This is a genomic window from Streptomyces sp. NBC_01591, assembly GCF_035918155.1.
Taxonomy (GTDB): Bacteria; Actinomycetota; Actinomycetes; order Streptomycetales; family Streptomycetaceae; genus Streptomyces.
In genome coordinates this window covers 3,960,140-3,985,094 of the sequence record NZ_CP109327.1, presented here as the reverse complement: position 1 = coordinate 3,985,094, position 24,955 = coordinate 3,960,140, and the positions used below count along the sequence as shown (strand labels likewise).

At 72.0% G+C, this 24,955-nt stretch carries 25 protein-coding genes; 14 read left to right on the top strand and 11 right to left on the bottom strand.

Features of this window, described 5'->3' with window-relative positions; translation table 11 throughout:
- Positions 1–130: 130 nt before the first annotated feature.
- Positions 131–736, top strand: a complete 606-nt coding sequence (gene folE, locus OG978_RS18475) for a GTP cyclohydrolase I FolE (RefSeq protein ID WP_326770072.1) — start codon at positions 131–133, stop codon at positions 734–736.
- Positions 737–810: 74 nt separating this feature from the next.
- On the opposite strand, the gene OG978_RS18470 is transcribed toward folE, so the two are convergent.
- From OG978_RS18470 to OG978_RS18445, 6 genes are all read right to left on the bottom strand, one after another.
- A complete protein-coding gene (locus OG978_RS18470) occupies positions 811–1,293 on the bottom strand; it encodes a DUF3180 domain-containing protein (RefSeq protein WP_326766296.1) in 483 nt (160 codons plus the stop codon).
- 114 nt (positions 1,294–1,407) lie between these two features.
- Positions 1,408–2,019, bottom strand: a complete 612-nt coding sequence (gene folK / locus OG978_RS18465; protein ID WP_326766295.1) for a 2-amino-4-hydroxy-6-hydroxymethyldihydropteridine diphosphokinase — start codon at positions 2,017–2,019, stop codon at positions 1,408–1,410.
- Complete coding sequence (folB, locus tag OG978_RS18460; protein ID WP_326766294.1) at positions 2,016–2,375, bottom strand: dihydroneopterin aldolase; 360 nt, start codon at positions 2,373–2,375, stop codon at positions 2,016–2,018. The genes folK and folB overlap by 4 nt, the downstream gene beginning before the upstream one ends.
- Positions 2,376–2,578: 203 nt before the next feature.
- Entirely contained in the window at positions 2,579–3,061 is a 483-nt protein-coding gene (locus OG978_RS18455; protein WP_326766293.1) for a nuclear transport factor 2 family protein, read from the bottom strand.
- Positions 3,058–3,918, bottom strand: a complete 861-nt coding sequence (gene folP, locus OG978_RS18450; RefSeq protein WP_442817706.1) for a dihydropteroate synthase — start codon at positions 3,916–3,918, stop codon at positions 3,058–3,060. Before folP ends, OG978_RS18455 begins: the two co-directional genes overlap by 4 nt.
- A 31-nt stretch (positions 3,919–3,949) precedes the next feature.
- On the bottom strand, positions 3,950–5,791 hold the full coding sequence (locus OG978_RS18445) for a phosphatidylglycerol lysyltransferase domain-containing protein (protein WP_326766292.1): 1,842 nt from the start codon (positions 5,789–5,791) through the stop codon (positions 3,950–3,952).
- 138 nt (positions 5,792–5,929) lie between these two features.
- Between OG978_RS18445 and OG978_RS18440 the strand changes: the two genes are divergently transcribed.
- Complete coding sequence (locus OG978_RS18440) at positions 5,930–7,054, top strand: alpha/beta hydrolase (RefSeq protein WP_326766291.1); 1,125 nt, start codon at positions 5,930–5,932, stop codon at positions 7,052–7,054.
- A gap of 39 nt (positions 7,055–7,093) precedes the next feature.
- Here OG978_RS18440 and OG978_RS18435 read toward each other — a convergent pair whose 3' ends face one another.
- Positions 7,094–8,281: an ABC transporter ATP-binding protein gene (locus OG978_RS18435; RefSeq protein ID WP_326766290.1), complete on the bottom strand. Its 1,188-nt coding sequence runs from the start codon at positions 8,279–8,281 to the stop codon at positions 7,094–7,096.
- A 129-nt stretch (positions 8,282–8,410) separates the two neighbouring features.
- Here OG978_RS18435 and OG978_RS18430 point away from each other — a divergent pair, with 129 nt between their 5' ends.
- From OG978_RS18430 to OG978_RS18415, 4 genes are all read left to right on the top strand, one after another.
- Entirely contained in the window at positions 8,411–9,121 is a 711-nt protein-coding gene (locus OG978_RS18430; protein ID WP_326766289.1) for an ABC transporter permease, read from the top strand.
- A gap of 3 nt (positions 9,122–9,124) precedes the next feature.
- Positions 9,125–9,799, top strand: coding sequence for an ABC transporter permease (locus tag OG978_RS18425; RefSeq protein WP_326766288.1), 675 nt, complete (start codon positions 9,125–9,127; stop codon positions 9,797–9,799).
- Between the two features lie 50 nt (positions 9,800–9,849).
- The gene (locus OG978_RS18420; protein ID WP_326766287.1) at positions 9,850–10,839 is read left to right on the top strand and encodes an ABC transporter substrate-binding protein; all 990 of its coding nucleotides are present in this window, start codon (positions 9,850–9,852) and stop codon (positions 10,837–10,839) included.
- Between the two features lie 115 nt (positions 10,840–10,954).
- Positions 10,955–11,971, top strand: a complete 1,017-nt coding sequence (locus OG978_RS18415; RefSeq protein ID WP_326766286.1) for a hypothetical protein — start codon at positions 10,955–10,957, stop codon at positions 11,969–11,971.
- Between the two features lie 38 nt (positions 11,972–12,009).
- On the opposite strand, the gene OG978_RS18410 is transcribed toward OG978_RS18415, so the two are convergent.
- Positions 12,010–13,152 (bottom strand): NADH-quinone oxidoreductase subunit D, encoded by a 1,143-nt coding sequence (locus tag OG978_RS18410; protein WP_326766285.1) that lies wholly within the window; start codon positions 13,150–13,152, stop codon positions 12,010–12,012.
- Positions 13,153–13,210: 58 nt separating this feature from the next.
- A complete protein-coding gene (locus OG978_RS18405; protein ID WP_326766284.1) occupies positions 13,211–14,191 on the bottom strand; it encodes an SAM-dependent methyltransferase in 981 nt (326 codons plus the stop codon).
- A gap of 96 nt (positions 14,192–14,287) precedes the next feature.
- Between OG978_RS18405 and OG978_RS18400 the strand changes: the two genes are divergently transcribed.
- Together OG978_RS18400 and OG978_RS18395 are read left to right on the top strand one after the other, a co-directional pair.
- On the top strand, positions 14,288–15,490 hold the full coding sequence (locus OG978_RS18400) for a sensor histidine kinase (RefSeq protein WP_326766283.1): 1,203 nt from the start codon (positions 14,288–14,290) through the stop codon (positions 15,488–15,490).
- 43 nt (positions 15,491–15,533) lie between these two features.
- On the top strand, positions 15,534–16,208 hold the full coding sequence (locus OG978_RS18395; protein WP_326766282.1) for a response regulator transcription factor: 675 nt from the start codon (positions 15,534–15,536) through the stop codon (positions 16,206–16,208).
- Positions 16,209–16,229: 21 nt separating this feature from the next.
- Here the strand turns inward: OG978_RS18395 and OG978_RS18390 are convergent, their stop codons facing one another.
- A complete protein-coding gene (locus OG978_RS18390; RefSeq protein ID WP_326770070.1) occupies positions 16,230–17,330 on the bottom strand; it encodes a DUF5937 family protein in 1,101 nt (366 codons plus the stop codon).
- Between the two features lie 105 nt (positions 17,331–17,435).
- Between OG978_RS18390 and OG978_RS18385 the strand changes: the two genes are divergently transcribed.
- Positions 17,436–17,732, top strand: coding sequence for a hypothetical protein (locus OG978_RS18385; RefSeq protein ID WP_326770321.1), 297 nt, complete (start codon positions 17,436–17,438; stop codon positions 17,730–17,732).
- Between the two features lie 53 nt (positions 17,733–17,785).
- On the opposite strand, the gene OG978_RS18380 is transcribed toward OG978_RS18385, so the two are convergent.
- On the bottom strand, positions 17,786–19,003 hold the full coding sequence (locus OG978_RS18380) for a threonine aldolase family protein (protein ID WP_326766281.1): 1,218 nt from the start codon (positions 19,001–19,003) through the stop codon (positions 17,786–17,788).
- A gap of 190 nt (positions 19,004–19,193) precedes the next feature.
- Here OG978_RS18380 and OG978_RS18375 point away from each other — a divergent pair, with 190 nt between their 5' ends.
- The 5 genes from OG978_RS18375 to OG978_RS18355 are packed head-to-tail and all read left to right on the top strand — an operon-like array spanning position 19,194 to position 24,850.
- On the top strand, positions 19,194–20,150 hold the full coding sequence (locus OG978_RS18375) for a Rossmann-like and DUF2520 domain-containing protein (protein WP_326766280.1): 957 nt from the start codon (positions 19,194–19,196) through the stop codon (positions 20,148–20,150).
- Positions 20,147–21,268 (top strand): pantoate--beta-alanine ligase, encoded by a 1,122-nt coding sequence (gene panC / locus OG978_RS18370; RefSeq protein ID WP_326766279.1) that lies wholly within the window; start codon positions 20,147–20,149, stop codon positions 21,266–21,268. The genes OG978_RS18375 and panC overlap by 4 nt, the downstream gene beginning before the upstream one ends.
- Positions 21,265–23,007: an L-aspartate oxidase gene (locus OG978_RS18365; protein ID WP_326766278.1), complete on the top strand. Its 1,743-nt coding sequence runs from the start codon at positions 21,265–21,267 to the stop codon at positions 23,005–23,007. The genes panC and OG978_RS18365 overlap by 4 nt, the downstream gene beginning before the upstream one ends.
- 2 nt (positions 23,008–23,009) lie before the next feature.
- Positions 23,010–24,053 (top strand): carboxylating nicotinate-nucleotide diphosphorylase, encoded by a 1,044-nt coding sequence (gene nadC / locus OG978_RS18360; RefSeq protein WP_326766277.1) that lies wholly within the window; start codon positions 23,010–23,012, stop codon positions 24,051–24,053.
- Complete coding sequence (locus tag OG978_RS18355) at positions 24,053–24,850, top strand: type III pantothenate kinase (protein WP_266417696.1); 798 nt, start codon at positions 24,053–24,055, stop codon at positions 24,848–24,850. Before nadC ends, OG978_RS18355 begins: the two co-directional genes overlap by 1 nt.
- The last annotated feature ends 105 nt before the right edge of the window (positions 24,851–24,955 follow it).

Sequence of the window (24,955 nt, the reverse complement as noted above, 5' to 3'; positions counted from 1 at the left end):
TTTCACGGGAGTCGCACCGGGCCCGGAATGGAAGCCGCGCCCCCACAGGTTCTAGCCTGTGGGGGCGCGGCTTTTTCGTACGCCCGTGCGGAGGTATGCGCGGGTGACAGCTCAGAGGAACGAGGCACAGATGACCGACCCGGTGACGCTGGACGGCCAGGGTTCGATCGGCGAGTTCGACGAGAAGAGGGCCGAGGCCGCCGTACGCGAACTCCTCATCGCGGTGGGCGAGGACCCGGACCGCGAGGGGCTGCGCGAGACGCCGGGGCGGGTGGCACGGGCGTACAAGGAGATATTCGCGGGCCTCCACCAGGAGCCCGAGGACGTCCTGACGACCACGTTCGACCTCGGCCACGACGAGATGGTGCTGGTCAAGGACATCGAAGTGTTCAGCACCTGTGAACACCACCTGGTGCCGTTCCGAGGGGTCGCACATGTCGGGTACATCCCGGCGACCAGCGGCAAGATCACCGGCCTCTCCAAGCTGGCCCGGCTGGTCGATGTCTACGCCCGGCGTCCGCAGGTCCAGGAGCGGCTCACCACGCAGATCGCCGAGTCCCTGATGGAGATCCTGGAGCCGCGCGGGGTCGTCGTCGTCGTCGAGTGCGAGCACATGTGCATGTCGATGCGCGGTATCCGCAAGCCCGGGGCGAAGACGCTGACCTCGGCGGTGCGCGGACAGCTCCGCGACCCCGCGACGCGCGCCGAGGCCATGAGCCTGATCATGGCCCGCTGACCGGACTCCCGCGCAGTCGAGTGACAGAGCTCGGTGGCCGTGGAACCTGTCCGGCCCTGATCCGCCGGACAGCCCTACGCGGCCGCCGAGCTCTTGTCGTTGTCCTCGTCCTCCGGGAGCTTGCAGACGCGCTCCAGCCAGAGGGCCGCGGCGACCACCGCGATGCCTGCCAGGACGGCGAAGCCCGCGTAGATCGCCTGGTCGCGGCGGGCCGGGATGTCGAGGGAGCCGAGCAGGAAGACGCCGGTGCCGCCGTACATGCCGGAGACCAGGGAGACGACCAGGGCGCTGGCCTGGCCGAAGACGACCGCCCGGGCCGCCATCAGTGGCTCGACGCCCTTGGCCCCCGGCCGGCGCTCGCGCTGGGCGCGCAGCCGGGAACGGATGGAGAGCGCCGTCGCCAGCAGGATGACGGCGATCACCGCGAGCACGATCGGCGCGGCGAGGGGAACGCTCGGCAGGTTGCCCAGGGAGTCCCAGAGGCGGGCGCCGCCCCAGGAGAGCACCCCGGCCGCGGCGAAGAGGCCGATTAGTACCCCGAGCCTGAGTTGCTTCACCGAGTGATCCGCCCTTCGCCGCCAGTGATCCGTGTCGCCCGTGACACCGTCGCCCGTGGCCACCCTCGCCGGTGATCCCTGGCGCCGGTGATCCGTTTCCGTCGAGACTAACGACTACTCGGGCAGACGGAGTTCCAGATCGGCCCGGGGCAGCACGCCGTCCCGGCCGACTCCGGCCAGCAGCTCCGCGACGGGGCCGGCGCCGGGCAGCTGGGCCTCGGGGTCGATGTCGTGCCACGGGGCGAGGACGAAGGCCCGCTCATGGGCCCTGGGGTGAGGGAGGGTGAGCGCCGGGTCGTCGGAGACGACATCCGCGTACGCCACGATGTCGACGTCGATGGTGCGCGGGCCCCAGCGCTCCTCGCGGACCCGGTCGAAGGCCTCCTCGATGGCCTGGCCGCGCTCCAGGAGGGAGGACGGGGGGAGCGTCGTCTTCACGACGATCACGGCGTTGAAGTACGAGGGCTGGGAGCCGGGGGCGACGCCCCAGGGCTCCGTCTCGTACACCGGGGAGACCGCTTTGACCCGCAGGCCGGGGGTGTCCTCCAGGGCGTCTATGGCGCCCTGGAGCGTCTCCAGGCGGTTGCCGAGGTTGGAGCCCAGGGAGATCACGGCGCGCTTGGGGTTGGACAGGGTGGTGTCCGCCGCGTCCACCTGCTCGACCACGGAGGCGGGCACCGGCTGTACGGTCGGGTCGCTCTGCCCTTCGGTGGAAAACGCAGTCATACTCGGCTCCGGGTGATGGTGATGGTCACATCGTCGAAGGGGACGGTGATCGGCGCATCCGGCTTGTGCACCACGACCTCCACCTCCTCGACTCCTTCGTGCTTGAGGCACTTCTGGGCGATGCGCTCCGCGAGCGTTTCGATCAGATCGACCGGTTCACCCTGCACCACCTCGACGACCTCCTCCGCGACGACGCCGTAGTGCACGGTCTTCGTCAGGTCGTCGGAGGCCGCCGCGGGGCGGGTGTCCAGGCCGAGCACCAGGTCCACGATGAACGTCTGGCCCTCTTCCCGTTCCCTGGGAAAGACGCCATGGTGCCCACGGGCCTTGAGGCCGCGCAGCGCGACACGATCCACGCGAATCACTCCTGCTGTCGTTGGTCGTAGAGACACGGGGCCGTGTGCGGACGGCAAGGTGCCCTCTTTCGAATCTACCTGCGAGCACCGACAGTGCTCGCCCGCGGGGGCCGTGGACGCGGCCTCACGGGACTGGTAGCCGCGTATACCCGCGCCACCCGGATCCAACCCCCTTTTGGGGCCGTACCCCATCGACCACGTGGTCAGGAGGGCGTCTCTTCGTCCTCTTCCTCACCGGTTTCGGTCAGTACGGGCGAGCCGTGGTGGGACCAGAGCTTCCAGCCGTCCGGTGTGCGCCGGAACACATTGGTGGCCACGACGAGTTGGCCGACCAGTGGACCGAGCGCGTTGCCGTCCTCCGCGGGGCCGCCGCTGAGGATGTTCTCCGTGCAGGTCACCAGGGCCGTGTCGCCGGTCATCGAGATCCCGACGTCGGTCAGGAAGAACTGGATGTACTCGGTGTTCGCCATGATCAGCGCGTAACTGCGCAGCACCTCGCCGCGCCCGGTCAGCACCGGCCAGCCCGGGTGGACGCAGGAGACCGTGAGGTCCTCGCCCGGCAGCCAGAGCCCGGAGAGCTCCTCGAAGTCGCCGCGCTCCATCGCCTCGTAGAAGGTGGTGTTGGCCTGCTCGACGGCCGCGATGTCGGCAGCCGCCTCCGCGTGCTCGTCGCGGGGCCCGCTCACGCGGCTCCCTCGACGGCGCGGGCGACCCGTACGGCGTCGGCCGTGGCCCGTACCTCGTGGACCCGGACGGCCCAGGCGCCCGCGTGGGCGGAGAGCGCGGAGATCGCCGCGGTGGCGGCGTCGCGTTCGCGGGCGGGCGGCGGTGCGGCGCCGTCGCCGGCCAGCACATGACCGAGGAAACGCTTGCGGGAGGCGGCGACCAGCAGCGGGCGGCCCAGGGCGCGCAGCTCGTCGAGGTGGGCGACCAGGGAGAGGTCGTGGCAGGCGTCCTTGGCGAAGCCGAGACCGGGGTCGATCACGATCCGTTCCGGGTCGACCCCGCCCGAGACCACGGCGTCCATCCGCTCCCGCAGCTCCGCGACGACCTCGGCGACGACGTCCTCGTACATCGCCCGGCTGTTCATGGACTCGCTGAAGCCGCGCCAGTGCATCACGACGAACGGGGCGCCGGCCGCGGCGACGACGCGGACCATGTCCGGGTCGGCGAGGCCGCCGCTCACATCGTTGACCAGGGCGGCTCCGGCCGCGACCGCCTCCTCGGCGACCCGGGCCCGCATGGTGTCCACGGAGACCGTGACCCCTTCGGACGCCAGGCCCTTGACCACCGGGACCACGCGCCGCAGCTCCTCCGACGCGTCCACCCGGCTGGCGCCGGGGCGGGTCGACTCGCCGCCGACGTCGATCAGGTCGGCGCCCTGGGCGACCAGGTCGAGGCCGTGTTTGACCGCGGCCGTGGTGTCGAACCAGCGGCCTCCGTCGGAGAAGGAGTCCGGGGTCACGTTCACGACACCCATGACCGCACAGCGGTCCCACTCCGGCAGGCCCTGGACCGTGCCTCGTCCACGCAACGTACTCATGCGACCAGCGTAGGCCCCGTACGGAGCGGCGCTACGCCGCGCGCGCGTGCTGCTCCCGGCCCGGCGCCTGGGCGTGGGCGCAGGGGCGGGGCCGGCGGGCCGGGAAGCGGCGGGCGAAGGGGCGGGGGAGGGCGAGGTTCACGAAGCCCTCCGCCTGCATGGTGGCGAGGGAGATGCGGGGCAGGTCGCGGGCGGCGCGGTAGACGACGAAGCGGGGCTCCCAGCGGGGCCGGAACTTGGCGTTGAACTTGTACAGCGACTCGATCTGGAACCAGCGGGAGAGGAAGATCAGCAGTCCGCGCCAGGTCCGCAGCACCGGTCCCGCGCCCAGCTTCTCGCCCCGGGCGAGGGCCGAGCGGAACATCGCGAAGTTCAGCGAGACGCGCTCGACCTCAAGCCGGGGGGAGGCCTGCAGGGCGGCGACGATCAGCAGCTCGTTCATGCCGGGGTCGGCGGAGCGGTCGCGGCGCATCAGGTCGAGGGACATGCCGTCGCGGCCCCACGGGACGAAGTGGAGTACGGCCTTCAGGTCGCCGTAGGGGGAGTCGTCGGTGTGCTCGTCGGCCTTGTGGGCGGTGGCGATGACGCAGTCCCCGTCGGCCGCGTCACCGATCCGGCCGAGCGCCATGGAGAAGCCGCGCTCGTTGTCGGTGCCGCGCCAGTCGGCGGCGGCCCGCCGGATGCGGGCCAGTTCGGCCTCGCCGATGTCGCTCACGCGCCGGACCCGGGTCTCGTAGCCGAGGCGTTCAATGCGCTTCACCATCTGGCGTACGTTGCGCATCGCGCGCCCGGCGAGCGAGAAATCCGCGACATCCACCACCGCCTCGTCGCCGAGTTCCAGGGCGTCGAGGCCGGTCTCCCGGGTCCAGACCTCGCCGCCGGTCTCGCTGCAGCCCATCACGGCCGGGGTCCAGGAATGGGCCCTGGCCTCGTCCATGAACCGTTCGATGGCGCCGGGCCAGGCCTCCACGTCGCCGATCGGGTCGCCGCTGGCCAGCATCACCCCGGACACGACCCGGTAGCAGACGGCGGCCTTGCCACTGGGGGAGAAGACGACGCCCTTGTCGCGGCGGAGCGCGAAGTGGCCGAGCGAGTCGCGGACGCCGTGCTTCTCCAGGAGGGCGCGCAGCCGGGCCTCGTCGTCCTCGGTGAGGCGGGCGGCCGGGTGCTCGGGGCGGAAGGCGAAGTAGATGGTGGTGACGGCGGTCAGCAGTCCGAGGGCGCCGAGGGAGTACGCCACGGTCCAGGAGGTGTCGCCGGTGTAGTCGACGGGCCCCTCGAAGCCGAGCATGCCGTACAGCACGTGCTGGAGCCGGTCGGCGATGCTGGGGCTTCCCAGGACCCGGCCGGGGTGCGCGCTGACGACGACCAGCCCGAGGGCCAGCGAACCCGCGCCGAGGAGCACGAAGTTGGCCAGGGCCCGCCAGCGGCTCCTGGGGTCGGGGAGCGCGGCGAACTCACCGCGGTGCCGGACCAGCAGCAGGCAGAGCCCCAGCGAGACGAGCGTGCCGATGACCGAGTGCCGGTAGGCGAACTGCGCCAGCGCACCGGCCGGGAGCAGTACGACGGCGGCCCGCCAGGCCCGCCGCTTGCGCCGCTTGAGGCCGTGGGCGAGCAACAGCAGCAGGACCCCCGCGCTCAGCGAGAGCGCGGCGGCGAACGGCCCGAGGGCGCCGGGGAGTACCTCGGCGAGCGTGTGCATCCGGCTGTGCCGGAAGCGCGGGAAGACGCCCGCGGCGACATCGATCAGGCCGACGACGGTGCAGGCGGTACCGACCAGCGTCGGTACGGATTCGGGGCGCGGGCCTCGGACCAACTTGCGTACGGGGGTCGGAACCGATCCCGATTTATCCCCATCTAGCGTGACAGACATCGCTTCCCGTGGTTCCGCGAGAGATTCTTGAGTCCTTCGGCCGTAGCCCTCCGGACGATGTGCGACTTGTAGGACGAGGCTTCCGGACCCGGGGTTCACCCGCTGGGCGGAAATTTCCAGACAAGAAAGCTCACCCCCATGGGTCTTACCAGCAATATCTTCCTGGGCTTGGTCATCGGGCTGGCCGTGGTGTTCTTCGCCGCCACGGTCTGGCTCTGGCCCCGGCTGGCCCGCCGCAGCGTGCGCGCGGTGTTCGGCAGGGTCGGCCTGCTGCTGGTGACCCAGGTGATGGTGTTCTCCTCGGTCGGTCTGCTGGCCAACAACTCCTTCCTCTTCTACGGATCATGGGCCGACCTGCTCGGTCAGAAGCAGGACCTGGGCGTCGTCACGGACCATGCGGCCGGAACGCTGGCGGCCAAGAACATCGTCCGGGTCGGGATGCAGCTGCCGGACGTGCCGGGCGCCTCGCGGCCGGCGAAGAGCGGGCGGATCGACAAGGTCGTGATCTCGGGCAAGCGGTCGGGCATCGAGAGCTCGGCGTACGTGTACCTCCCGCCCGAGTACTTCCAGCCGGCGTTCGCCCGCCGGAAGTTCCCCGCCGTCGTCGTCCTCACCGGCTACCCGGGCATCCCGGAGAACCTCCTGAAGGGCCTCGGGTATCCGCGGACGGCGCACGCGCGGGTGAAGGCCGGCAAGGCGCAGCCGATGATCCTGGTGATGCTGCGGCCGACGCTGGCGCCGCCGCGGGACACCGAATGCGTGGACATAAAGGACGGGCCGCAGACCGAGACGTTCCTCGCCGAGGATCTGCCGCAGGTGGTCTCGGACGGGTACCGGGTGGGCAAGTTGGCCCACAACTGGGGCATCATGGGCAATTCGACCGGTGGTTACTGTGCGCTGAAGATCGGTCTCCACCACCCGGACCGGTTCGCCGCGAGCGTCGGGCTCTCCGCGTACTACAAGGCGGCTGAGGACCCGACGACCGGCGACCTCTTCCACGGCGACCAGGGAGCGCGCAACCGCGCCGATCTGATGTGGTCCCTGGACCACATGCCGAAGCAGCCCGACTCGTCCTTCCTGGTCACGACGTCCAGGCACGGTGAGGGGAACTACCGCTCCACGCAGCGGTTCATCGCCAAGGTGAAGTCGCCCGCCCAGGTTTCGTCGATCGTGCTCGACAGCGGCGGGCACAACTTCAACACCTGGCGGCGGGAGATCCCTTCGGCGCTGGACTGGATGAGCAGCCGGCTCAGCGAGAACTGATACGGGGAGCTTCCGGGTTCCCGGCCGACGGCTCCCGGCTCACCGCGCGGCGGTGTTGGTGACGCTCTCCACGGTCTCGACCGCCACCTCGGCGCGGGGGACCTGCTGTGCATCCGCGTCGATCGAGCGGCGCAGCGCCTCGTGCAGCCGGGCCGGGGTGAGCACACCGAGGAACCGGCCGGTGCTCTCGGCGTCGATGACGGCGATCCAGCCCGCGTCGTGCTGGAGCATGGTGGCGAACGCCTGCTTGAGCGGGGCGCCGACGGGCAGCCACGCCTCCATCCTGCGGGCGTGCGCGCGCACCGTGCCCTTGGCCGCGGCGGCGGAGCCGTCGGCCGGGATCCAGCCGTGCAGGTTGTCCTGGCCGTCCAGTACGACGGCCCAGCGCGCGCCCTCGGCCCGCAGCCGCTCGGTCGCCTTCGCCAGGGAGTCGTCGAGGTGGACGACGGGCGGCTGGTCGAGGTCGCCCTCCTCGATGGGGGTGACGGAGAGCCGCTTGAGGCCGCGGTCGGCGCCGACGAAGTCCGCGACATAGGGGGTGGCGGGCGCGCCGAGCACGGTGGCCGGGGAGTCGAACTGCTCGATGGAACCCTGCCCATAGACCGCGATCCGGTCGCCGAGACGGACCGCTTCCTCGATGTCGTGCGTGACGAACAGGACGGTTTTACGGACCTGTTCCTGAAGTTTCAGGAATTCGTTCTGCAGCCGTTCCCGTACGACCGGGTCGACCGCGCCGAAAGGCTCGTCCATCAGCAGTACCGGCGGGTCCGCGGCCAGCGCCCTTGCCACGCCGACGCGTTGGCGCTGACCGCCGGAGAGTTGTTCCGGATAGCGGTCGCCATAAACGGAAGGGTCAAGTCCGACAAGGTCGAGGAGTTCGGCCGCGCGTTCACGTCCCTTTCCCCGTTTCCAGCCCAGGAGATGGGGGACGGTCGCGGTGTTCTCCAGGACCGTACGGTGCGGGAAGAGCCCCACCTGCTGGATCACATAACCGATACGGCGGCGCAGCCGGACGGGGTCGATGGCGGATATGTCGTCCCCGTCGAGGAATATCCGGCCCTCGGTCGGTTCGATCAGCCGGTTCACCATCTTCATGGTGGTTGTCTTGCCACACCCCGACGGTCCGACGAGCGTGACCAGTTCACCCTCGGCGACCTCGAAGGAAAGGTCGTCGACGGCGGTGGTGCCGTCCGCGTACCGCTTGGTGACGTGCTCGAAACGGATCATGGTTCCCCATTGTGGCGCGTGTTCTGTGAAGGACGTGTTGCTGAAATACAACGGCCCCGGCGATTGTCAGTGGTCGAGGATAGGGTCACCAGGCATACGTACGAAGCGGTGACCGGGAGGTGGGGACGGATGGCCGCGGGACAGAACTGCCTGGTGACGAACGACTGGATCTGCGCGGAGTATCTCCGTTCCCGCAGCCAGGAGTTGACCGATGCGACGGTCCAGCACATCTGGATCACCGCGGTCTCGGTGGCGATCGGACTCCTGGTGGCCTTTCCGCTGGCGCTGCTCGCGCGCCGCGGCCGCCGTTTCGCCGGACCGGTCCTCGGACTGACGACGGTCCTCTACACCGTGCCTTCGCTCGCCATGTTCTCGCTGCTGCTGCCGCTGTTCGGGCTTTCCGCCGCGCTGGTGGTCACCGGTCTGGTGCTGTATTCGCTGACCATTCTCGTGCGGAACATCATGGCGGGCCTGGAAGCCGTTCCCCAGGAGGCGAAGGAAGCCGCGAAGGGGATGGGGTACGGGCCGGTGCGGCTGCTGTGGGAGGTCGAACTCCCGCTGGCCATGCCCGCGTTGATGGCCGGTGTGCGGATCGCCACGGTGTCCACGATCGCGCTGACGACGGTCGGCTCGATCATCGGCAGAGGCGGCCTCGGCAACCTCATAGGAGACGCGCTCCCCAGCTTCTTCAAGGCCCAGGTGCTCACCGCCTCGGTCCTGTGCGTACTGCTCGCGGTCGTCGCGGACCTGCTGCTGCTCGGTGTGCAGCGGCTGTTGACCCCCTGGACCCGAATACGGGCCGCGCACGCGGGCGCGGACACCGTGGCAAAGGCGGTCTGACCCATGGGAGTTCTCGGCGAGGCCTGGACCTGGCTCACTACCGGCGCCAACTGGTCGGGGGAGAGCGGCGCGGCCCACCGGCTCGGTGAGCATCTGTACGTCAGCGGCGTCTCGCTCGCCCTGGCGTGCGCGGTCGCGCTGCCGGTCGCGCTGTGCCTGGGGCACATCGGGAAGGGGGGCACGCTGGCCGTCAACCTCTCCAACGTGGGGCGGGCGATCCCGGTCTTCGCGGTGCTGGCCCTCTTCATGGTCTCGCCGCTGCGCAACGCCGGATACGTGCCGACGGTCATCGCGCTGGTGCTGTTCGCCGTGCCGCCGCTGCTGACCAATGCCTACGTCGGGATGACGGAGGTCGACCGGTCGGTGACGGAGGCGGCGCGCGGCATGGGGATGTCCGGACGGCAGCTCTTCGTACGGGTCGAGCTCCCGCTGGCCTACCCGATGATCATGACCGGGCTGCGCTCCGCCGCGGTCCAGGTGGTCGCCACGGCGACGATCGCCGCGATGGTCGGCCAGGGCGGCCTCGGCCGGATCATCACTGCCGGGTTCAACACGTACAACACGCCGCAGGTGGTCGCGGGGGCGGTGCTGGTCGCCGTGCTCGCGCTGCTGGTGGAGGCGGTGCTGGTGGGCCTGGACCGGCTGCTGTCGCCGCTGCGCCGCCGCCGGACGGCATGACGGCGCAATCTCATCCCATTCAGACCTGTTGCTGTGGACGGAGAACAACAATGAGCAGGACCTCGCGCATAGCCGGCGCGGTCATCGGCATGGTGGCGCTGGCCGGCTCGCTCGCCGCCTGCGGCGGCGACAGCCTGGAGAAGGACAAGGACAAGTCGGGCTCGGCGTCCTCCGGAGCCACGGGCTCCGGCAAGAAGGGTTCGCTCGTCGTCGGCGCGGCCTCCTTCACCGAGTCCAAGGTGCTCGCGGAGCTGTACGCGCAGATTCTGCGCAACGCCGGATACAGCACCTCGATCACCACGGTGGCGAACCGGGAACTGTACGAGCCGTCCCTGGAGAAGGGCGAGATCGACGTCGTCCCCGAATACGCCGCGACGATCGCCGAATTCCTCAATGCCAAGGTGAACGGCACGAAGAAGGCCGAGAAGGCGCCGGTCGCCTCCGGAGACACGGCGGCCACGGTCGCCGCGCTGGAGAAGCTCGCCACCCCGCGCGGACTGAAGGTGCTCCCGGCCGGCGCGGCCGTCGACCAGAACGCCTTCGCGGTGACGAAGGAATTCGCAGAGAAGAACAAGCTCAAGACCCTTTCCGACCTCGGCAGGTCGAAGGTCGCAGTGAAGATCGCCGCCGGTGACGAGTGCGAGGTGCGGCCGTTCTGCGCACCGGGTCTGAAGAAGACGTACGGCATCGATGTCACCGGAATCGACCCCAAGGGAGTCGGTACGCCGCAGTCCAAGCAGGCGGTCAAGGACGGCAAGGACCAGTTGGTCCTCACCACCACCACGGACGCGGTGCTGGACAGCTACGGCCTGGTGTTCCTGGAGGACGACAAGAAGCTCCAGAACGCCGACAACGTGCTGCCGGTCCTCAATGCCGAGGACGCAGGTTCGCAGGACATTGCCGACGCGCTCGGGAAGCTCACCAAGGCGCTCACCACCGAAGATCTCGCGGAACTGAACCGCAAGGTCGACGCGGAGCGCGCAAAGCCCGCGGATGTGGCCGCGGAGTATCTGCGCTCGGAGAGCCTCGTCCTGAAGTAGGAATCGGGGGGAATGGGGCCGTCGGGCGGGAGAATGGGGGCCGTCAGGTAACCGGGAGGGAACAGATTGGCAGGCGGTCCCCCAAGTGCCCCGTACACACGGTAAATTTCAGGCCATGCCACGTGGACGTCATCGCCATTCGCCACCTCTGCACAGAATCCTTCCGCCGTCGGCAGTCGTCGGAGTCTCGGTTCTCTGTGCCGGAAGCACCTGGCTGCTCGCCGAGCCCCTGGTCCTGCGGGGGCTGGCGGCCGCCGCGGCGGCCGCCGCCGTGACCGGTGCGTATCTGATGCGCAGCTGGGACCGGGAGGCCGGCCGTCGGGTCGCGGAGCTGACGCGGGCCCGTGCCGGTGACGAATGGCGGGCCGAGGAGCGGATCGCCGAGCTGGAGTCCGACCTGGAGGAGTCGCGGGAGCTGCGCGCGAGGCTGGAGACGAAGCTGCGCCGCAAGCGCGTGGAGCTCGCCAACCTGCGCGGGGAGCACGCCGCGCTGCTGCGCCGGTACGCCAACGCCGAGACCGAGCGGGCCAGCGCGCTGGAGGGTCGCAGGCAGCTCGCCATCGAGGCCGCCGCCGCGCCCCGCGAGCTGCCCGCCGCACGCAGCACCCCGACGCCGGCCGCCTATCTACGGGCCGCCCAGGCGCTGGAGGACCTCTCGCGCAACGGGGCGCTCCAGGAGGCGCGCCGTACCGCCGAGCAGGCCAGGAAGCGTGATCTCGCCGAGCGGTCCCGGGAGGCGGAGGAGCGGCAGGGCAAGCACGCCGCGGACGAGAACCCGACCGGCGCGCAGCACCTGCGCCCGCCGGCCGCTCTGCCCGCGACCCGGCCGTCCGCCGCGCTGCCCCCGGCGCGCACCGCACCGGCCGCCACCGCAGTCGCCCCGTACGCGGCGTCCCGCCGCCATCCGGTGCCGCAGGGCAGCTTCGACTTCTTCGGTACGCAGAAGGCGGCGCGCGCCGCGATCGAGTCCGTGCAGAACGAGGACCTCGCCGACGTGGTGGGCGAGGAGGCGCTGGCCGCACACCGTACGGGCACGGCCGAGAACCGGGTCGTCGGCGAGGTCATCGACCTGACCGCACACGACGAGACCGAGCAGCTGGACGTGGCGGAGCTGCGCAGCGCGATCTCGTAGCCAGGTGGTGGCCGTCCCGGGCCCCGGGACGGCGGCCGCTACTTGTCGATGTCGCCGACGACGAAGAAGAGCGAGCCCAGGATCGCCACCATGTCGGCGACCAGCGTGCCCGGCAGCAGCTCGGTGAGCGCCTGGATGTTGTTGTACGAGGCGGAGCGGAGCTTCAGCCGGTACGGGGTCTTCTCGCCCCGGGACACCAGGTAGTAGCCGTTGATGCCGAGCGGGTTCTCGGTCCAGGCGTAGGTGTGACCCTCGGGGGCCTTCAGCACCTTGGGCAGCCGCTGGTTGATCGGGCCGGGCGCCAGGTCGGCCATCCGGTCCAGGCAGGCGTCCGCGAGGTCCAGGGCGTTGTGCGTCTGCTCCAGCAGGCACTCGAAGCGGGCCAGGCAGTCGCCCTCGGTGCGGGTGACCACCTTCAGGGTGTCCTGGAGCTCCCCGTACGCGAGATACGGCTCGTCGCGCCGCAGATCGAAATCGACGCCCGAGGCGCGGGCGATCGGCCCGGACACCCCGTACGCGTGCACGGTCTTTGCGGAGAGCACGCCCACGTCGCGGGTGCGGCCCCGGAAGATCTCGTTGCCGAGCACCAGGTCGTCGTAGACGTCCATCCGGGACCGGACCGAGGCGACGGCGTCCCGGGCGCGGCCGAGCCACCCGGCCGGGAGGTCCTCCTTGAGGCCGCCGACGCGGTTGAACATGTAGTGCATCCGGCCGCCGGAGACCTCCTCCATCACGGCCTGGAGCTCCTCGCGCTCGCGGAAGGCGTAGAACACCGGGGTGATCCCGCCGAGTTCGAGCGGGTACGAACCGAGGAACATCAGATGGTTCAGGACCCGGTTCAGCTCGGCGAGCAGGGTGCGGGTCCAGACCGCGCGCTCCGGGACCTCCATGCCGAGCATGCGCTCCACGGCCATCACGACGCCCAGCTCGTTGGAGAACGCCGACAGCCAGTCGTGGCGGTTGGCGAGCATCACGATCTGCCGGTAGTCGCGGGCCTCGAACAGCTTCTCCGCGCCGCGGTGCATGTAGCCGATGACCGGCTCGGCGTGCTGGATGCGCTCGCCGTCCAGGACGATGCGCAGTCGGAGCACGCCGTGGGTGGAGGGGTGCTGGGGACCGATGTTGAGCACCATGTCGGTGCTCTCCGCCGCGCCGCCGATGCCGACTGTCGTCTCCGTCATGCGGCCAGTATCGCGTGAACGCGCCGGGGTTCCGAGCCCAGGGCCGCGGGCCCCGTTCTCAGCCCCTGCGCTGCATCAGCCAGCCGAAGTCGCCGAGGCCGCCCCGGGCCGTGAGTTCCGCCGCCTCGCCCGCCGAGGCGAGCGCCCGTACGTAGCCGGCCGGGTCGGTCGACGCCAGGGCCAGGGGCGGGCGTTCGCCGTCGACCCCGAGGCGGTGCAGCGCCTCGCGCTGGCTCAGGAGCTCGGGCGGTGCGCCGGCCCCGGACCCGGCCGCCGCGCACGCGTCCAGCGCCACGTGCGAGGTGAGGTCGCAGCTGCCGTCCGGCACCGGCCGGACCTCGCGGCCGGCCCGGAAGCCGGTCAGGGTGCCGAAGGGGGGCCGCGCCTCCCGCGCATGGGCGTAGTCCACTGCCACGGCGAGCCCCCCGGCCAGCGTGGACACCGCCCGCGCCCAGGCCTCGTCGCGGGGGCGGCCGATCTCCGCGCGGCTGCCCGGCCCGGCCGACGGCCACCAGCGGCGCAGCCACTCGGCGTCCGCCCCGGTCACCGGCTCACCCAGCCGTTCCGTACCGTCCTGCGCCCGGACGAGGGCATACCGGTCGACGCCGTCCGCGTCGGTCTCGGCGACCTCGGTCGGGACGTTGTCCAGCCACTCGTTGGCGAACAGCAGGCCGTACGTCCGCGGCGGCGGTTCGGCGCACCACTCGATCCGGGGATCCAGGCCGGGCGGACGGGCGGCGAGGTCCACGGCGTACGCCCGTACGGCGAGCCCGTCGGCGCCCTCGGCCGGCAGCGCCGCAAGCACCCCCGTCAGCAGCTCGCCCCGCCCGGCGCCCAGGTCCACCAGGTCGACCGAGCCCGTTCCCAGTTCCCGTGCCGTCCTGACCAGCAGCCGGGCGACGGCGGAGGCGAAGAGCGGGGACGCGTGGACGGAGGTACGGAAGTGGCCCGCCGGCCCTTCGGGGCTCCGGTAGAACCCCCCGTCCCCGTACAAAGCGGTCTCTGTTGCCGCCTGCCACCCACGCCACTCATCCGTCACGTATCCAAGTCTCCACCTTGGGGAGTACGGTCCCAGGAGCCGGATCGGCCCTTCGGCTGACCCGTGCGCCCATTGCCTGTCCCTACGCTGGGTTACGTGCAGCGCCTCTACGACTTCATCCGCAGGCACCCGACGGGCGTCGACAGCTTCTGGGCCGTCGTCCTCCTCGGGCTCTCCGGCATGTCCATGGTGGCCATCCCGAAGAGCGGCATGGAGCGCATCGCCGCCGTTCCGATCACCCTCGGCTTCTGCCTCGTCGTGGCGTTGCGCAGGCGTGCGCCGGAGAAGATGCTGCTGCTCGCCATCGTGATGGGTGTGGCGCAGCTGGTCACCGGGTTCGGGCCCGGCGTCATGAACTTCGCCATGCTGGTGATCGTCTTCACCGTGGCCACCGTCGGGGAGCGCTGGGCGTCCTGGCTCGCGCTGGTCTGCAGCCTGTGCGCGGCGGGTCTGTCCAAGCTGCGCTGGCCGGGCGAGGGGCTGCGGGCCGGCTGGGCCGAGGAGACCTTCATCGTCGTCGTGCTGACCGTGCCGTTCGTGCTTGCGTGGGTGCTCGGCGACTCGATGCGGACCAGGCGCGCCTACTTCGACCAGCTGGAGGAGCGCGCCGCCCGACTGGAGCGGGAGCGCGAGGCGCAGTCGAAGGTCGCGGTGGCGGCCGAGCGGGCCCGTATCGCCCGTGAACTCCACGACGTCGTCGCGCACAACGTGTCGGTGATGGTGGTGCAGGCCGACGGTGCGGCGTACGTCATGGACGCGGCCCCCGACCAGGCCAAGCAGGCCCTGGAGACCATCTCCAGCACCGGCAGGCAGGCGCTCGCCGAGATGCGGCGGCTGCTCGGGGTGCTGCGGACGGGCGATGCGCAGGAGAGCGGGGAGTACGTCCCGCAGCCCGATGTGGACCAGATCGAGGACCTGATCGAACAGGTCAGGCAGACCGGCCTGGCCGTCGACTTCAAGATCGAGGGAACCCCGCGCCCGCTGCCCAGCGGGGTCGAGCTGACCGCGTACCGCATCGTGCAGGAGGCCCTGACCAACACCCGCAAGCACGGCGGCCCGGACGCGGGGGCCAGCGTGCGTCTGGTCTACTTCGACGACGGGCTCGGACTGCTGGTCGAGGACGACGGCCGGGGCGCGGCGCACGAGCTGTACGAGGACGGCGGCGCCGACGGCGCGGGCCACGGGATGATCGGTATGCGCGAGCGGGTCGGCATGGTCGGCGGCACGCTGGACGCCGGGCCGCGCCCCGGCGGCGGCTTCCGGATCAGTGCGCTGCTGCCGCTCAAGCCGGCCCACTAGATCTTCGGACCTTTCGCAGGACAGACAGGAGACAGGACACCTCATGGCGATCCGCGTGATGCTCGTCGACGACCAGGTGCTGCTGCGCACCGGCTTCCGGATGGTGCTCGCCGCCCAGCCGGACATGGAGGTCGTGGCCGAGGCCGGCGACGGCGCGGAGGCGATCGAGAACCTGCGCTCCACCGCCGTCGACGTGGTGCTGATGGATGTGCGGATGCCGAGGCTGGACGGTGTCGAGGCCACCCGGCGCATCTGCGCGCAGCCGGACGCGCCCAAGGTGCTCATCCTGACCACGTTCGACCTCGACGAGTACGCCTTCTCCGGGCTGAAGGCCGGGGCCAGCGGCTTCATGCTCAAGGACGTGCCGCCCGCCGAGCTGCTCGCCGCCATCCGCTCCGTGCACAGCGGCGACGCCGTCGTCGCCCCGTCCACCACGCGCCGGCTGCTCGACCGCTTCTCCCCGCTGCTGCCGAGCGGCACCAGCGAACCGCAGCACAAGGACATCGCCAAGCTCACCGAACGCGAACGCGAGGTGATGCTGCTGGTCGCCCAGGGCCTGTCGAACGGCGAGATCGCGGCACGCCTGGTGCTCTCCGAGGCGACCGTGAAGACGCACGTCGGCCGCATTCTCACCAAGCTGAACCTGCGCGACCGGGTGCAGGTCGTGGTCCTCGCGTACGAGACGGGGCTGGTCCGGGCCGGTGGTGGGGCGGTCTGACCGGAGCGGCCCGGCGGCGGTTCAGCGCAGGATGCCTTCCAGGAAGTCGCTGCCGAGCCGCGCCACCGAGGTCAGGTCCAGCTGGTGCAGTACGTACCGGCCGCGCCGCCGGGTGGTGACCAGGCCCGCCTTCTTCAGCACCGCGAGATGCCGGGAGACCTCGGGCGCCGTGATGCCGTGCGTATCGGCGAGCTGGCCGGTCGTGTGCGGGGAGCGGGCGAGGTGGCGGCAGAGACGCATCCTCATCGGGTGGGCCAGCGCCTCCATGCGCAGCTGGAGCAGTTCCACGGATGCGGGGGAGGGCAGCTCGGGCTGGTGCACCGGGTAGTGGATCACCGGGCGCCAGCCCGGTGCGTGCAGCAGGTTGAGGTGCGGCCAGCCGAAGGTGGACGGGATGAGGGTGAGACCGGGGCCGACGGCGCTGGTCCGGCCCTCGGTCAGCTTGTCGGCGCTGATCCGGGTCCCGGCCTCGTCGACGGTCAGCGCCGTGGACACCGCGGCCATCGCCTCGCCGAGCCCCTTGCGCCGCAGCAGGTCGTTCTTGTGCCGGGCGTCGGCGGCCAGCTGGACCTGGACCCGGCGCCAGGTGTCCGCGAAGAACGCCCGGTCGCAGTCCTCGAACAGGCGCCGCACCCAGCGGCGCACGGGGGCCGGACCGGCCAGCAGCTGCTGGGCGAACTCCACCTGCCGGGGGCCGCGCGCCGCCGCCATCTCCAGGGCGCGGGCGCGCATCGTCGGATCGGTGAGGGGGGAGGGCGCGCCGAGCCCGTACCGGCTGGTGCAGGTGAACTCCAGGGCGGCGGCGACGAACCGCTCGTCGTCGAGCCGGTCGAGGATGTCGAGGTCCTCGGCGAGGTTCGCCCCCGTCCTGCCGTTGCCGCCGCGGACCCCGGCGAACGGCATGAAGACGTCCGAGAACGTGTGGCGCCACAGGAAATCGGCCTCGTGCAGCCGGTCGGCGAGGTCCGGCTCCAGTGCGCTGGAGGTCGCCGTCGCCCAGCCGTGCAGGCCCGGGTGGTGCCCCGGCTCGGAGAGGGCATGCAGGGCCAGCCCCAGCTCGGCGAGGGGGGAGGTCTCGAAGACGATGCGGTCGGGCGTCAGCCCGGCGATGTCGATGTGCACGCTCACCCCTCCATAGTGCGGGGTGCCCGCGGGAGGTATCGCGCCATTTGACGGTGGTCGTCAATCGGCGGGCGGGGCGGGCCGGGACCGGCACACGCTGTGGCCATGGACGCCATTCAGCAGCACATGATCGACAGCTACCGCGCAGCCCAGCGGGGAGAAGTGCCGCCGCCGCTGCCGGGCCGGCACGACTGGGGAGTGGTGCGCGAGGCACGCGACCGGCGCCGCTTCGACGCGGTGATCGCGGGCCGCCCGGCGCGCGGTCGCCTGCGGGCGGCGCTGCGGTCCCTGCTCACCCGGAGCCGCGGCGCCGGCGGTTCCGGCACTTTCGGTCCTTCCGGCCGCTCCGGTCCTTCCGGCCGGTGCGGCAACTCCAGCCCGTCCGGCGCGGGCTCCTGCTAGGGCCTGATCCGGACGAAGGGCCCTAGGCCCAATACCGGTTACCGGTATTGGCCCTAGGCCAGCCGCTTCACGAACTCCCGCACCGCGCCCCGTACGTCCTCAGCGGTCCACTCCAGCCCGTCACGCCCCACCGTCACCTCGGTGAACGACGTTCCGGGCGGCCCGGCAGCCGCGGGGTGCCACCGGTGGAAGAGCACCACGCCCGTCTCCTCCGCCTGCCGCACCGCAGCCTCCGTCAGGACATCCGCCCGGTACGGCAGCCACACCTGGAACTGGTGCGTGTGCGGCGGCTCCGGATGCACCCGGAACCACCCGACGCCGGCCGCCGCGAAGCCCTCCGCCAGCGCCCCGGCCACCACCTTCGCCTGCGCCACGTACGAAGGCAGCCGCGGCAGCTCCTGATCGAGGCCGATCAGTGCGGCGAGCGCCGCGGGGAACTGCTGGAAGAGCTGCCCGCCGTACCGGTGGCGCCAGGTGCGGGCTTCCTCGATCAGTGACCCGGGACCGGCCAGCGCGGCCCCGGAGATTCCGCCGAGGGTCTTGTAGAACGACACGTACACGCTGTCCGCGAGCGCCGCGATCTCCGGCAGCTCCCGCCCGAAGTGGGGGGCGCACTCCCACAGCCGCGCGCCGTCGACGTGCACCACCGCATCGCGTTCCCGTGCGGCCGCCACCACGGCCTCCAGCTCCTCCCACGTAGGCAGGACGAAACCGGCATCGCGCAACGGCAGCTCCAGCATCAGCGTGCCGAACGGCTCGTCGAAGTCGCGGATCTCCTGCGCCGTGGGCAGCCGGGGATCGGACGTCGGGTGGACGGTACGCAGCCCGCTCACCGCCCCCAGCGCGCCGCGCTCGTGCACCTCGGGGTGGGCGAGGGGGTGCAGTGCCACCGTGGGGTTGCCGGTCCGCCCGGCCCAGCACCGCAGCGCGACCTGCTGCGCCATCGTCCCGGTCGGGAAGAACGCGGCGGCCTCCATGCCCAGCAGGCCCGCGATCCGCTCCTCCAGCTCGGCGACGACGCCGTCGCCGTAGATGTCCGCGGGGCGGTCGAGATCGGTGACGGACCCGGCCCCGGCCGCCAGCGCGGCCAGCCGTTCACCGAGCGAGAGGTGCATGGGCGCCCTGACCAGGGCCCGATCGGCCGCGCGCCAGGCGTTGATCCTGCGCAGCCGCTGCGCATCCCCCTGTTCCTCCTGATCACCCGGCGATGTCGACCGCGACTGCTCGTCCACCTTCTGCGACTGCTCGTCCGTGTCTGCTGTGTCTGTCATGGGACGATCATCACGCAGCGCGCAGCCCGGACCCGCACGATTTACGGGCGCCCCCGGCTCCGGGCCGCGCACCCCGCCCGGACTTTTCCCACAGGCTGTGGACGGCCAGGAGTCCGGGCGAAACGCTGGCGTAGCATGCAGAGGAATCGTCCGGTACCCCCCGCGGACTGGAACGGAAGGCCACCGCCGCGTGAATGCAACAGCCCCCCATGACCCCCTCGACGCGAGGAACCGCCCCGCCCGCCTCACGGTCGGCGTCGTGGGCGCGGGCCGTGTCGGCCCCGCTCTCGCCGCGTCCCTGCAGCTCGCCGGGCACCGGCCGGTCGCCGTGTCGGGCGTCTCCGACGCATCCGTGCGCAGGGCGGCCGCGCTGCTGCCCGACGTACCGCTGGTGCCGCCCGCCGAGGTCCTCGCGCGCGCCGAGCTGGTGCTGCTGACCGTCCCCGACGACGCGCTGCCCGGCCTGGTCGAGGGCCTCGCCGAGACCGGTGCGGTGCGGCCGGGACAGCTGATCGTCCACACCTCGGGGCGGTACGGGACACAGGTCCTGGACCCGGCGCTGCGGGCCGGCGCCCTGCCGCTCGCCCTGCATCCGGCGATGACGTTCACCGGCACCTCTGTCGACGTCCAGCGGCTGGCCGGCTGCTCCTTCGGCGTGACCGCCCCCGAGGAGCTGCGGCTCGCCGCCGAGGCGCTGGTCATCGAGATGGGCGGCGAGCCCGAATGGATCGCGGAGGAGTCCCGTCCGCTCTACCACGCGGCGCTCGCCCTCGGCGCGAACCACCTGGTCACCCTGGTCGCCCAGTCGATGGAGCTGCTGCGTACGGCCGGGGTCGCCGCCCCCGACCGGATGCTCGGCCCCCTCCTCGGCGCCGCGCTCGACAACGCCCTGCGCTCCGGCGACGCCGCGCTGACCGGCCCCGTGGCCCGCGGTGACGCCGGCACGGTCGCCGCACACATCGGCGAGCTGCGCAGGCACGCCCCGCAGACCGTGGCCGGATACGTCGCGATGGCCCGCGCCACCGCCGACCGCGCACTCGCCCACGGCATGCTCAAGCCGGAGCTGGCCGAGGACCTGCTCGGGGTCCTGGCCGACGGCACGGGCACCGGCACCACAGGCGGCACCGGATCACAGGAGCCCCGATGACCGACACGACCGGCAAGGCCGACACGACCGACACGACCGACACGACCGGCAAGGCCGACACGACCGGCAAGGCCGGCAAGGCCGGCACCCCGCGCCCCGCCGCGCCGCAGGCGCCCCCCGCGGCCGCCCTTCTCCGTACCGCGGCCGAGCTCGGCGCGTCCGCCCCGCTCAAGGGAGTGCGGGCCGTCGTCATGACCATGGGCGCCCTGCACGAGGGCCACGCCACCCTGATCCGCGCCGCACGCGCGGCCGCGGGCCCCGACGGCCAGGTGGTCGTCACCGCGTTCGTCAACCCGCTCCAGTTCGGCGAGGCCGCCGACCTGGACCGCTACCCCCGTACGCTCGACGCCGATCTCGCCGTGGCGGGCGCCGCCGGGGCGGACGCGGTCTTCGCGCCGTCCGTCGACGAGGTCTACCCCGGTGGCGAACCGCAGGTCCGGATCTCGGCGGGCCCGATGGGCGAGCGGCTCGAAGGGGCCTCGCGCCCCGGACACTTCGACGGCATGCTCACCGTCGTCGCCAAGCTCCTCCACCTCACCCGCCCCGACGTCGCGTTCTTCGGGCAGAAGGACGCCCAGCAGCTGGCGCTGATCCGCCGCATGGTGCGCGATCTGAACTTTCCCGTGGAGATCGCCGGCGTGGAGACGGTCCGCGAGCCGGACGGCCTCGCGCTCTCCAGCCGCAACCGCTTCCTGGACGCGGAGGAACGGCACACCGCCCTCGCCCTGTCCCGGGCCCTGTTCGCCGCCCGTGACCGGCTCGCCGCCCAGCAGGCGCTGCACGCCCGCGCGCAGACCACCTCGGCCACCACCGGCCGGGCCGCCGCGCTCACCGCGCTCGGCGAGGCCCGCGCCGCCGCCGACACCCAGGCCGTGGCCCTGGCCCGCCCGGTCGACGGCCCCTCCGCGGTACGGGCGGCCGCGCTCCTGATCCTCGACGACGCGGCGGCCGGACAGCCCCCGCTCGCCCTGGACTACCTGGCGCTCGTGGACCCGGCCGACTTCACCGAGATCCCCGACGACCGCACCACCGGTAAGGCGATCCTCGCCGTCGCCGCGAGGGTCGGCAAGACCCGGCTCATCGACAACATCCCGCTGACCTTCGGAGCCACCACGTGACCGGAATACGGCTGACCGCCCCCGCCCCCGGCTGGTCCATCGACGCCGACGTCGTGGTGGTCGGCTCCGGCGTGGCCGGTCTCACCACCGCACTGCGCTGTGCGGCGGCGGGCCTCGCCACCGTCGTCGTCACCAAGGCCCGTCTCGACGACGGCTCCACCCGCTGGGCGCAGGGCGGCATCGCGGCCGCCCTCGGCGAGGGCGACACCCCCGAGCAGCACCTGGACGACACCCTGGTCGCGGGCGCGGGTCTGTGCGACGAGGCGGCGGTCCGGACCCTGGTCACCGAGGGCCCGGACGCCGTGCGCCGGCTGATCGGGACCGGCGCGCACTTCGACACCACGGAGAGCGGCGACATCGCGCTGACCCGTGAGGGCGGCCACCACCGCCGCCGCATAGCCCACGCGGGCGGCGACGCGACGGGCGCCGAGATCTCCCGCGCCCTGGTCGAGGCGGTCCGCGAAGCCGCCCTGCACACCGTGGAGAACGCGCTCGTACTGGACCTCCTCACCGACGCCGAGGGGCGTACCGCGGGCGTCACGCTGCACGTCATGGGCGAGGGCCAGCACGACGGCGTCGGCGCGGTCCGCGCCCCCGCGGTGGTCCTCGCCACCGGTGGCATGGGCCAGGTCTTCTCCGCCACCACCAACCCGGCGGTCTCCACCGGCGACGGCGTGGCGCTGGCGCTGCGGGCCGGCGCGGAGGTCTCCGACCTGGAGTTCGTCCAGTTCCACCCGACGGTCCTCTTCCTCGGCTCCGGCTCCGAGGGCCAGCAGCCGCTGGTGTCGGAAGCGGTACGGGGCGAGGGCGCCCATCTCGTCGACGCGTCCGGCACCCGCTTCATGCTCGGACAGCACGAGCTGGCGGAGCTGGCCCCGCGCGACATCGTCGCCAAGGGCATCACCCGCCGGATGGAACTGCACGGCACCGAGCACATGTACCTCGACGCCCGCCACTTCGGCGCCGAGATGTGGGAGCAGCGCTTCCCCACGATCCTGGCGGCCTGCCGCGCCCACGGCATCGACCCGGTCACCGAGCCGATCCCGGTCGCCCCCGCCGCGCACTACGCCTCCGGCGGCATCCGCACCGACCTGCGGGGCCGTACGACGGTGCCCGGCCTGTACGCCTGCGGCGAGGTCGCCTGCACCGGCGTGCACGGTGCGAACCGGCTGGCGTCCAACTCCCTCCTGGAGGGCCTCGTCTTCGCCGAGCGCATCGCGGCGGACATCGTCGAGGACCGGCCCAGCGCGGGCGCCGCGGAGGCCGGCGACGGCCGCGCGCCCTCCCCGCTGATCGCCCCGGAGGCCCGGTCCACGATCCAGCGCATCATGAGCCGGGGTGCCGGAGTGCTCCGCTCCGCGGAGAGCCTGGCCGCCGCCGCCGACGAGCTGGAGGCCCTCCACGACAGCGCCGCCCTGGCCGTGGAGGCGGACGAGCCCAAGGTCGCGGTGCCCGGCGTCGAGGCGTGGGAGGCCACCAACCTGCTGCTCGTCTCGCGCGTCCTGGTCGCCGCCGCCCGGCAGCGTGAGGAGACCCGCGGCTGCCACTGGCGCGAGGACCGGCCCGAGCGCGACGACGAGAACTGGCGCCGCCACCTCGTCGTGCGGATCGCTCCGGGGCGTCAACCGGTCCTCCGTCGGACGGAGACCGAGGCATTCGGGCCCGTACGCCCCGCGCAGGCACCAGACTGCGCAGCAGCACCCCTGACCCACCCCGCCGACGTCACCGAGGAGACGTAACCGTGAGCACGCCCGAAGAGAATCCGCGCCCCACACCCGTGGACGTACCGCTGATCCAGATCGGCGCGCCCGCACCGTCCGCGGGCGGCTGCGGGGACGGCTGCGGCTGCGGCGGGGACGAGTTCTACGAGCTCGACCCGCTGGAGTGCGGCCTCGACCCCGCCCTCGCCCAGCTCCTCGCCGACGCGGGCCTGGACCCGGTCCAGGTCGAGGACGTCGCGCACGTCGCCATCGAGGAGGACCTCGACGGCGGGGTGGACGTCACCACCGTCGCGACCGTCGCCGAGGACGCCGTGGCCACCGGTGACTTCACCGCCCGTGAGGCGGGCGTCGTGGCCGGTCTGCGCATCGCCGAGGCCGTCCTGTCCATCGTCTGCACGGAAGAGTTCGCGGTCGAGCGCCACGTCGAGGACGGCGACCGGGTCGCCCCCGGCCAGAAGCTGCTGACCGTCACCACCCGCACCCGCGACCTGCTCACCGGCGAGCGCAGCGCGCTCAACCTGCTGTGCCGGCTCTCCGGCATCGCGACCGCCACCCGCGCCTGGGCCGATGTGCTCGAAGGCACCAAGGCCGAGGTCCGCGACACCCGCAAGACCACCCCGGGCCTGCGCGCCATGGAGAAGTACGCGGTGCGCTGCGGCGGCGGCGTCAACCACCGCATGTCGCTGTCGGACGCGGCACTGGTCAAGGACAACCACGTCATCGCGGCCGGCGGCGTGGCCGAGGCCTTCAAGCGGGTACGGGACGAGTTCCCGGACGTACCGATCGAGGTCGAGGTCGACACCCTGCAGCAGGTCCGCGAGGTGCTCGACGCGGGCGCCGACCTGATCCTGCTGGACAACTTCACCCCGCTGCAGACGGCCGAGGCGGTCGCCCTGGTCGGCGGCCGCGCGGTCCTGGAGTCCTCCGGCCGGCTCTCCCTCGACACCGCCCGCGCCTACGCGGAGGCGGGCGTCGACTACCTGGCCGTCGGCGCGCTCACCCACTCCTCGCCGATCCTCGACATCGGCCTGGACTTCCGCGACACCGACGGGGCCGGCGCCTGATGCTGCTCACCATCGACGTCGGCAACACCCACACCGTCCTCGGCCTGTTCGACGGCGAGGAGATCGTCGAGCACTGGCGGATCTCCACCGACGCCCGCCGCACCGCCGACGAGCTCGCCGTGCTGCTCCAGGGCCTGATGGGCATGCACCCGCTGCTCGGCATGGAGCTGGGCGACGGCATCGAGGGCATCGCGATCTGCTCCACGGTCCCGGCCGTCCTGCACGAGCTGCGCGAGGTGACCCGCCGCTACTACGGCGACGTCCCCGCCGTCCTCGTCGAGCCGGGCATCAAGACCGGGGTGCCGATCCTGATGGACAACCCGAAGGAGGTCGGCGCGGACCGCATCATCAACGCGGTCGCCGCCGTCGACCTGTACGGCGGTCCGGCGATCGTCGTCGACTTCGGCACGGCCACCACCTTCGACGCGGTCTCCGCCCGGGGCGAGTACACCGGCGGTGTCATCGCCCCCGGCATCGAGATCTCGGTCGAGGCGCTCGGCGTCAAGGGCGCCCAGCTCCGCAAGATCGAGCTGGCCCGGCCGCGCAGCGTGATCGGCAAGAACACGGTCGAGGCGATGCAGTCGGGCATCATCTACGGCTTCGCCGGCCAGGTCGACGGCGTCGTCGCACGGATGAAGAAGGAGCTGGCGGCCGACCCGGAGGACGTCACCGTCATCGCGACGGGCGGCCTTGCGCCGATGGTGTTGGGCGAGTCCTCCGTCATCGACGAGCACGAGCCCTGGCTCACCCTCATCGGCCTGCGCCTGGTGTACGAGCGGAACGTGTCCCGGCTGTAGCGGATACGGGCCGTACCTGCGGGAACGGCCTTCGGGGACGGGGGCCGCCGCCGCGCCGCCGACGGCCAGTTAAGCCGATTTTGTCCATTTAGCACGTATTGTCGC